The 8,017-nt window shown below is 71.8% G+C and carries 7 protein-coding genes and 2 pseudogenes; 3 read left to right on the top strand and 6 right to left on the bottom strand.

What is annotated here, in order from left to right; translation table 11 throughout:
* The 3 genes from BM536_RS35955 to BM536_RS35945 form a co-directional block, all read right to left on the bottom strand.
* On the bottom strand, positions 1–247 hold a 247-nt coding region (locus BM536_RS35955), incomplete at its 3' end, for an SH3 domain-containing protein (RefSeq protein ID WP_483883510.1).
* Positions 248–254: 7 nt separating this feature from the next.
* Positions 255–2,594 (bottom strand): ABC transporter ATP-binding protein/permease, encoded by a 2,340-nt coding sequence (locus BM536_RS35950; protein WP_094103981.1) that lies wholly within the window; start codon positions 2,592–2,594, stop codon positions 255–257.
* Between the two features lie 83 nt (positions 2,595–2,677).
* Entirely contained in the window at positions 2,678–3,088 is a 411-nt protein-coding gene (locus BM536_RS35945; protein ID WP_073499369.1) for a hypothetical protein, read from the bottom strand.
* Positions 3,089–3,440: 352 nt separating this feature from the next.
* On the opposite strand from BM536_RS35945, the gene BM536_RS35940 reads away from it, so the two are divergent.
* Positions 3,441–3,710, top strand: a complete 270-nt coding sequence (locus BM536_RS35940; protein WP_073499371.1) for a DUF1905 domain-containing protein — start codon at positions 3,441–3,443, stop codon at positions 3,708–3,710.
* Here the strand turns inward: BM536_RS35940 and mgrA are convergent.
* The gene (gene mgrA / locus BM536_RS35935) at positions 3,700–4,692 is read right to left on the bottom strand and encodes an L-glyceraldehyde 3-phosphate reductase (protein WP_073499368.1); all 993 of its coding nucleotides are present in this window, start codon (positions 4,690–4,692) and stop codon (positions 3,700–3,702) included. The two genes, BM536_RS35940 and mgrA, sit on opposite strands and share 11 nt — an antisense overlap.
* Positions 4,693–4,838: 146 nt before the next feature.
* On the opposite strand from mgrA, the pseudogene BM536_RS35930 reads away from it, so the two are divergent.
* Positions 4,839–5,722, top strand: a pseudogene (locus BM536_RS35930) (LysR family transcriptional regulator).
* A gap of 51 nt (positions 5,723–5,773) precedes the next feature.
* The gene (locus tag BM536_RS35925) at positions 5,774–6,289 is read left to right on the top strand and encodes a mycothiol transferase (RefSeq protein WP_094103980.1); all 516 of its coding nucleotides are present in this window, start codon (positions 5,774–5,776) and stop codon (positions 6,287–6,289) included.
* Here the strand turns inward: BM536_RS35925 and BM536_RS35920 are convergent.
* Both BM536_RS35920 and BM536_RS35915 read right to left on the bottom strand, forming a co-directional pair.
* Positions 6,271–7,340: pseudogene (locus BM536_RS35920) on the bottom strand (adenosine deaminase). The gene BM536_RS35925 and the pseudogene BM536_RS35920 overlap by 19 nt on opposite strands.
* 82 nt (positions 7,341–7,422) lie before the next feature.
* Positions 7,423–7,815 (bottom strand): VOC family protein, encoded by a 393-nt coding sequence (locus BM536_RS35915; RefSeq protein WP_094103979.1) that lies wholly within the window; start codon positions 7,813–7,815, stop codon positions 7,423–7,425.
* Between the last annotated feature and the right edge of the window lie 202 nt (positions 7,816–8,017).

Below are 8,017 nucleotides of genomic sequence, written 5' to 3'. Positions count from 1 at the left end.
GGCGGTGGGTGAGGGGGCCGGCGGAGAGGGGCGGGTCCTGGGGTACGGCTACGAGGTAGCGTCCGTCCACCCAGGCCGACCAGCCGTTGGAGCACAGCACGTGCCCCCAGTCGCCGCGCCGCTCGACGAGCCGGACGGGCAGCAGCGGGTCGAGGGGGACGGTGGGCCGGGCGGGGTCGGGGGCCTCCCAGGCGGGCATGCCCTGCTGGGGGACGACATGCGTGGGCCGGAAGCCGGGGGTCGTCATCGCGGGCCTACTTCCGCATCACGGCGGGTTCGTGCCGGCGCAGCAGCCGGGCGACGACGTATCCGAAGAGGGCCGAGAGCACGACGAGCATGCCCACGTCGAGCAGCCACACGCCCGTCGAGTGCGCGAACAGCGGGTCTCCGGTGAGGTCGCCGGGCACGATCCGCGCGAGGTCGAGGGTGCCCGCCATCGCGCCGAACGCCCAGCGGGAGGGGACGAGCCAGGCCAGCTGCTCCAGGCCCGGCACGCCATCCAGGGGGAGCAGGGCACCGCAGAAGACGACCTGGACGATGGCGAGCAGCACCAGCAGCGGCATCGTCACCTCCTCCTTGCGCACCAGCGCGGAGACCACCAGGCCGAGCATCATCGCGGTGAAGGCGAGCAGGGCGACGGCGACGGTGATCTCGGCCAGCGGGGGCATCAGCACGCCTTCGCCGCCGGGGGCGTCGAGGTCGACGCCGAGCAGGGCGACGAGGGTCAGCACGACCGCCTGCACGACGGTCACGGCCCCCAGGACGACGACCTTCGACATCAGGTACGCCGATCTGGACAGGCCGACGGCGCGTTCGCGCTGGTAGATCACGCGTTCCTTGACGAGTTCACGCACGGCGTTGGCGGCCCCGGTGAGGACGCCGCCGACGCACAGGATGAGCAGCGCGTTCATCGCGGTGTCCCGGGTGAGCTGACTGCCGGCGAGGGCGCGGGCCATGGCCCCCATCACGAAGGGCAGGGCGATCATGATGGCGAGGAACGTGCGGTCCGCGCTCAGCGCGGCCGTGTAGCGGCGGACCAGGGTGGCGAGCTGGGCGCCGCGGCTGCGCGGCCGGGGCGGCGCGGGTACGACGACCGGGCCGGAGGGGGCGAGGAGGGGCTGGGCGCTGGAGTCGAGGACGTAGCGGCGGTGCAGGGGCGAGGCCGCGTACTCCCCGGCCCAGTCGCGGTCCCGGTCCCGTTCGAAGGCCTCGAAGGCCTCGGGCCAGTCCGTGAATCCGAAGAAGGCGAGGGCGTCGTCGGGCGGGCCGTAGTAGGCGATCCGGCCGCCGGGCGCGAGGACGAGGAGGCGGTCGCAGACGTCGAGGCTGAGGACGCTGTGGGTGACGACGACGACCGTGCGGCCGTCGTCGGCGAGGCCGCGCAGCATGTGCATCACCGAGCGGTCCATGCCGGGGTCGAGTCCGGAGGTCGGCTCGTCGAGAAAGAGCAGGGACGGCTTGGTCAGCAGTTCCAGGGCGACGCTGACGCGTTTGCGCTGACCGCCGGAGAGGCTGTGCACGTGCTGGTCGGCGCGCTGTTCGAGGCCCAGTTCGCGGATGACCTCCTGGACGCGCGCCCGGCGCTCGGCCTTGGCGGTGTCCTGGGGGAAGCGCAGTTCGGCGGCGTAGGTGAGCGCGGCGCGGACGGTGAGCTGGGCGTGCAGGATGTCGTCCTGCGGGACCAGGCCGACGCGCTGGCGCAGTTCGGCGTAGTCGCGGTAGAGGTCGCGGCCGTCGTAGACGACGGTGCCGTGGTCGGCGGGGCGCTGTCCGGTGAGGGCGCCGAGGAGGGTGGACTTGCCCGCGCCGCTGGGTCCGACGACCGCGAGCAGGCACTTCTCCCCCACCGGGAACGACACATGGTCGAGGAGGACCTTGCGGCCGTGGTCGACGGCGACGGTGAGGTCCTGCACGTCGAGGGAGACCTCCCCGGTGTCGACGTACTCCTGGAACTCGTCGCCGACCAGGCAGAACGCCGAGTGGCCGATGCCGACGATGTCTCCGGGGGCGAGGGGGGCGGCCGTGACGGGCAGGCCGTTGAGGTAGGTGCCGTTGTGGCTGCCGAGATCGGCGATCTCGTAGGTGCCGTCGGCCAGGGCGCGCAGTTCGGCGTGCCGGCGGGAGACGACGAGGTCGTCGAGGACCAGGTCGTTGTCGGGGGCGCGGCCGATGCGGACGGTGCGGGTGGGCAGGGGACGGACGGTGGTGGGCCGCCGGAACGTTCCGGTCACGGCGGGGTTGGCCACCGCCGAGGGTCGTTGCGGTGCCGGCCGCGGGCGGCCGCTCAGGACGGCGCACGGGCCGTCGTCCGGGCTGCCGAAACGGATGACGCTGCCGGGGCCGATGCCCCACTCGTGGATCCGGCGCCCGTCCGCGTAGGTGCCGTTGGTGCTGTGCTCGTCCGCGAGCGTCCAGTGGTCGCCGTCGGGCCGCAGCACCGCGTGGTGCCAGGAGACACGGACGTCGTCGAGGACAATGTCGCTGAGCGGGTCGCGGCCCACGCGGTAGTCGTGGCTCGGGATCATCACCGTGGTGCCCGTCTCGGTCTCCAGCACGAGTTCGGGTGCGGTGAGTGGGATCGGCGGTTCCGCCATGTCGGAATTCTATCGATTCGCACCCTTGTGCGCCGTGCGAGGGATCAACGGAGGTCCGGCAGTGGCGGGCCCGGCCACGGGCGTCAGCCGACCGGCATCACCAGCGGCGGGATGGTCCGCTGCATGCGCAGGGCGTCGACCGACTCCGCGAGCAGTTCGTACTCGGTGGTCTCGTCGCTCGCGGCGATCCGCACCAGTCGCCCGACCGCCAGTTCGTCGGCGACCATTTCCTGCCGGTCGACGTCGGCGCACCAGGCCCGCAGCAGGCGGGGGACGTCCGGCGCGGTGTCGGCGACCGGGACGAGGGCATGGGGCGGAATGCGCGTGTTCTCCGGCTGGGGGTCGAGTCGCTCGGCGATCCAGGAGGCGCGGTCCCGCAGCCACCACAGGGCGAGGGCCAGCGTCGGGGCCCGGTAGGTGCCGAGAGGTACGCCTATGCGGCGGCCGTCGCACACTCCGTACGCGGTGACATGGCACAGGAATTCGTCGTGCACGTCCTTCTCCCCCGTCGCTCGCTGCCGGTGCGGGCCTCGCTTTCCGTGCGGCTCCTGTGGGGTGAACTGCCCCTGCTATGTGAGTATGTTGACTACTGAAACACTGTCACCATGCTTTTTTGGCCACTCTCCTGGCATATTCCATGCCGTTCATGGCCGAAATACGGCGGGCGTGAAGTGGCCCCCCTCATCAGCCGCGGGTAATCGATCCAGGGGATCAAGGCCGTGATCACAGCCTGAGCGATGAATTCACGCGCTCGCGGCGGTCTACCCGGAGAAGGCCGGAAGACCGCCGCGAGTGGAGGACACCATGACCGCCGACGCACACGGGGAACACGAACACGTGGAACACATGGAAGCGGAATTCACCGCCGTCCTGCGCAAGAGCCCCGAGAAGGGCGGCTGGACCTATGTGATCTGGCCCGAGTCCGTTGATTTCTTCGGCACCCGCGGACTGGTCAGGATCGGCGGAACCGTCGACGGACATCCGTTCCGGAGTTCGTTCATGGCCCTCGGGGACGGCACCCACAAACTTCCCGTCAGGGCCGAGGTGCGCGATGCGATCGGCAAACAGGAGGGTGACGTCGTCACCGTCCGTCTGACGGAACGGATCAGCCGTTGATCACCGCGTCGATGCGGGCCAGCTCGTCCGCCTCGAAGTCCAGGTTGTCCAGGGCGCCGACGCTGTCCTCGATCTGCCGGGCGCTGCTCGCGCCGACGAGGGCGGAGGTGACCCGGCCGCCGCGCAGCACCCAGGCCAGCGCGAGCTGGGCCAGGGACTGGCCGCGGGACTTGGCGATGTCGTCGAGGGCGCGCAGCTTGCCCACCAGCTCGCCGGTGAGCGCCTCGGAGTTCAGGAAGGGGCTGTCACTGGCGGCCCGGGAGTCCTCCGGGATGCCGTCGAGGTAGCGGGCGGTGAGCACGCCCTGCTCCAGCGGGGAGAAGACGATGGAGCCGACCTGGAGCTCGTCCAGCGCGTCCAGCAGGCCCTCGCTCTCGGGGCGCCGGTCGAGCATCGAGTAGCGCGGCTGGTGGATGAGCAGCGGGGTGCCCAGCTCGCCCAGGATGCGCGCGGCCTCGCGGGTCTGTTCGGCCGAGTAGTTGGAGACACCGACGTACAGGGCCTTGCCCTGCTGGACGGCGGAGTGCAGGGCGCCCATCGTCTCCTCCAGGGGAGTCTCCGGGTCGGGGCGGTGCGAGTAGAAGATGTCGACGTGGTCCAGGCCCATCCGGGTCAGGCTCTGGTCCAGCGAGGACAGCACGTACTTGCGCGAGCCCCACTCGCCGTACGGACCCGGCCACATCAGGTAGCCGGCCTTGGTGGAGATCACCAGTTCGTCGCGGTACGGCGCGAAGTCGGCCTTGAGGAACTCGCCGAGCGCGGACTCGGCGGCGCCGGGCGGCGGGCCGTAGTTGTTCGCCAGGTCGAAGTGGGTGATGCCGAGGTCGAAGGCGCGGCGGAGGATGGCCCGCTGGGTCTCCACCGGACGGTCGGGCCCGAAGTTGTGCCACAGTCCGAGCGAGAGCGCGGGGAGCTTCAGGCCACTGCGTCCGGTGCGCCGGTAGGGCATGTGCGCGTAGCGGTCGGGGTGTGCGGTGTACAACGCGACTCCAGGAGGGGGTTGGCTCGGAGGATCGGCCCACGGCAACCGTGGATCGGTTCACGGGACCGTCCCCCACTCTCACCCCGCCTGCGGGTAGTGGTCCAACAGAAGAATCCGATGGTATTCAGCGGATACGCTTCTCAATCATGGAACTGCGCCACCTCCAGCACTTCGTCGCGGTCGCCGAGGACCAGCACTTCACCCGGGCCGCCGAACGCCTGATGGTCTCCCAGTCGGGGCTGTCGGCGTCCATCCGCGCGCTCGAGCGGGAACTGCGGGCGCCCCTGTTCGTCCGTACCACCCGCCGGGTGACCCTGACCGAGGCGGGCCGCGCCCTGCTGGCGGAGGCGGAACGGATCCTGGCGCAGGTGCGGGCCGCGCACGAGGCGGTGGCGGCCGTGCAGGGCGTGGTGCGCGGCACCCTGTCCGTGGGCACCGAGCAGTGCATCGCCGGGGTGCACGTGGCGGGGCTGCTGGCCGCGTTCCGGCGGCGTCATCCGGACGTCGAGATCCGGCTGCGGCAGTCCGGCTCGGGCGCCCTCGCCGAGGAGGTGGCCGCCGGGCGGCTGGACCTGGCCTTCGCCTACCGCACGCAGGCCGACAGCGACCAGCTGCGCTCCGCGTCGCTCACCGACGAGCCGATGTACGTCCTGTGCCATCCCGACCACCGGCTGACCGGCGCCGCCGCCGCGCTCACCCCGGCCGACGTCGCGACGAGGTGTTCGTCGACTTCCACCCCGACTGGGGCCCGCGCCGGGCCACGGACGCGGCCTTCGCGGCGGCCGGGATCCGCCGTACGGTCGCGCTGGAGGTCAACGACGTGCACAGCCTGCTGGACCTGGTGGACGAGAACCTCGGCATCGCCGTCGTACCGCGCCACTTCCGGCACAAGCGGGAGGCGCTCACCGCGCTGCCCCTCAAGGGGACCGGCGAGGTGGTGTACGAGACCGTCGCGCTGCTGCCGCCCGCCCGGGCGACCAGCCCGGCGGCGCGGGCCCTGATGGCGCTGCTGGAGACGGAGCGTGGGTAAGGGTCCGGCCAAGAGGCGGCGCCCGCGCGGCGGGTGCGCGATGGTGGACGTATGCATGCGAAGGACATCCTCATCGACGGCTACGGCCGCATCCGGGAAGAGGTCCACGCCGCCGTCGAAGGCCTGGACCCCGACGACCTGAACGCCCGGCCGACCGCCGAGACCAACTCGGTCGCCTGGCTGGTCTGGCACCTCACCCGCGTCCAGGACGACCATCTGGCCGACGCCTTCGGGCTCGATCAGGTGTGGCTGGCACAGGACTGGGAGAAACGGTTCGGCCTGGATCTGCCGCGCCTGGACACCGGGTACGGGCACAGCGCGGCGAAGGTCGGCGCGGTGCGGGTCACCGACGGCGACCTCCTCACCGGGTACTACGACGCGGTCCACGCGCAGACCCTCCAGGCGCTGCGCGGGGTGACGGCGGCGGACCTGGAGCGCGTCGTGGACGAGCGCTGGGACCCGCCGGTCACCCTGGGCGTACGTCTGGTCAGCGTCCTGTCCGACGATCTCCAGCACGTCGGACAGGCCGCCTATGTGCGCGGGCTGCTTCAGAGCGCCGCCGCGTAGGCCGGCAGGACGACGTCCTCGATGAGGGCCCTGCGCTCGTCGAACGGGATGAACGCGCTCTTGAGGGCGTTCACCGTGACGGTGCGCAGGTCCTCGACGGTCCAGCCCGCCTCCTCGACCAGCAGCGACATCTCGCGGGTCATCGTGGTCCCCGAGACGAGACGGTTGTCGGTGTTGAGGGTGACGCGGAAGCCGAGGTCCTTCAGCGCGGTGATCGGGTGCTCGGCGATGGAGGTGGCGGCACCGGTCTGGAGGTTGGACGTGGGGCACATCTCCAGCGCGACACGGCGGTCCCGCACCCAGCCGGCCAGGCGGCCGAGCTTGCCGTCGACGATGTCGTCGGTGATGCGCACGCCGTGGCCGATGCGCTGGGCGCCGCAGACCTGGAGGGCCTGGTGGATGCTGGGCAGGCCGTGGGCCTCGCCGGCGTGGATGGTGAACGGGACGTTCTCGCGGCGCAGGTGCTCGAAGGCGTCCAGGTGGTCGGCGGGCGGGAAGCCGTCCTCGGCGCCGGCGATGTCGAAGCCGACGACGCCCGCGTCCCGGAAGGCGACCGCGAGGTCCGCGGTGGCGCGGGTCCGGTCGAACATGCGCATGCCGCACAGCAGCGTGCCGACGCGGACCGGCGTGCCGGCCGCGGCCGCCTTGGCCATACCGGCCGCGAGGCCCTCCTGGACGGTCCCGACGACCTCGGGCAGGGTCAGGCCGCCGTCGAGCATCAGCTCGGGGGCGTAGCGCACCTCGGCGTAGACGACGCCGTCCTCGGCCAGGTCGAGGACGTACTCCTCGGCCGTGCGCAGCAGGCCCTCGCGGGTCTGCATCACGGCGAGTGTGTGTTCGAAGGTGGCTATGTAGCGGACCAGGTCGCCGGAGTTGGCGGCCTCGAAGTACCAGGCGGCCAGCTCGTCCGGGTCGGTGGTCGGCAGGGGGTGGCCGACCGCGGCCGCCAGTTGACGACGGTGGCGGGGCGCAGGCCGCCGTCGAGGTGATCGTGCAGGACGGCCTTGGGGAGCCGACGGAGGGTGGCGGTGTCTACGCGCGTAGCGGTCATGGTGGGTCTTTCCTCGGGCGTGGCGTGGCGGTGGGGCGGTGGGGCGGTGGGCCGGGTGAGGGGGCTGGTCCTGGCCGGTGGGTCAGCCGGCGGGTTGGAGCAGGTCCCAGCGGTTTCCGTACAGGTCCTGGAAGACGGCGACGGAGCCGTACGTCTCGTGCCGGGGCTCCTCCAGGAAGGTCACGCCGGCGGCGCTCATCCGGGCGTGGTCGCCCGCGAAGTCCTCGGTGTACAGGAAGAAGCCCACCCGGCCGCCGGTCTGGTCGCCGACCCGGGAGCGCTGGGCGTCGTCCTTGGCCCCGGCGAGCAGCAGGCCCGTGCCGTCCTGGCGCCCTCCCGGCCGCACGACGACCCAGCGTGAGCCGTCGGGGCGGGCCTCGTCCTCGACGAGACGGAAGCCGACGGCCTCGGTGTAGAAGCGGATCGCCTCGTCGTAGTCGTCGACGACGAGGGTGACCAGGGCGATGTGACTCATCGGGGCCTTTCGGGAGGGCTGATTAGCGGGAGAGGTTATACGTAAAACTTGGCGAGCGCCAGTCACTTCCGGAGGGAGCGGGTCCGCAGGCGCTCGAGGCGCGGGGCCTACGCCTCGCGCCCCTGCGCGGCCGGGACCGGAGACCGAGGCGGCCGGGACCGGAGACCGAGGCGGGCGGGACCGGAGACCGAGGCGGGAGGTG

It is taken from the genome of Streptomyces phaeoluteigriseus (assembly GCF_001896135.2).
In the GTDB taxonomy this organism is placed as follows: domain Bacteria; phylum Actinomycetota; class Actinomycetes; order Streptomycetales; family Streptomycetaceae; genus Streptomyces; species Streptomyces phaeoluteigriseus.
The sequence above is the reverse complement of the archived record's forward strand: the minus strand, read 5'-3'. Positions and strand labels throughout refer to the sequence as shown.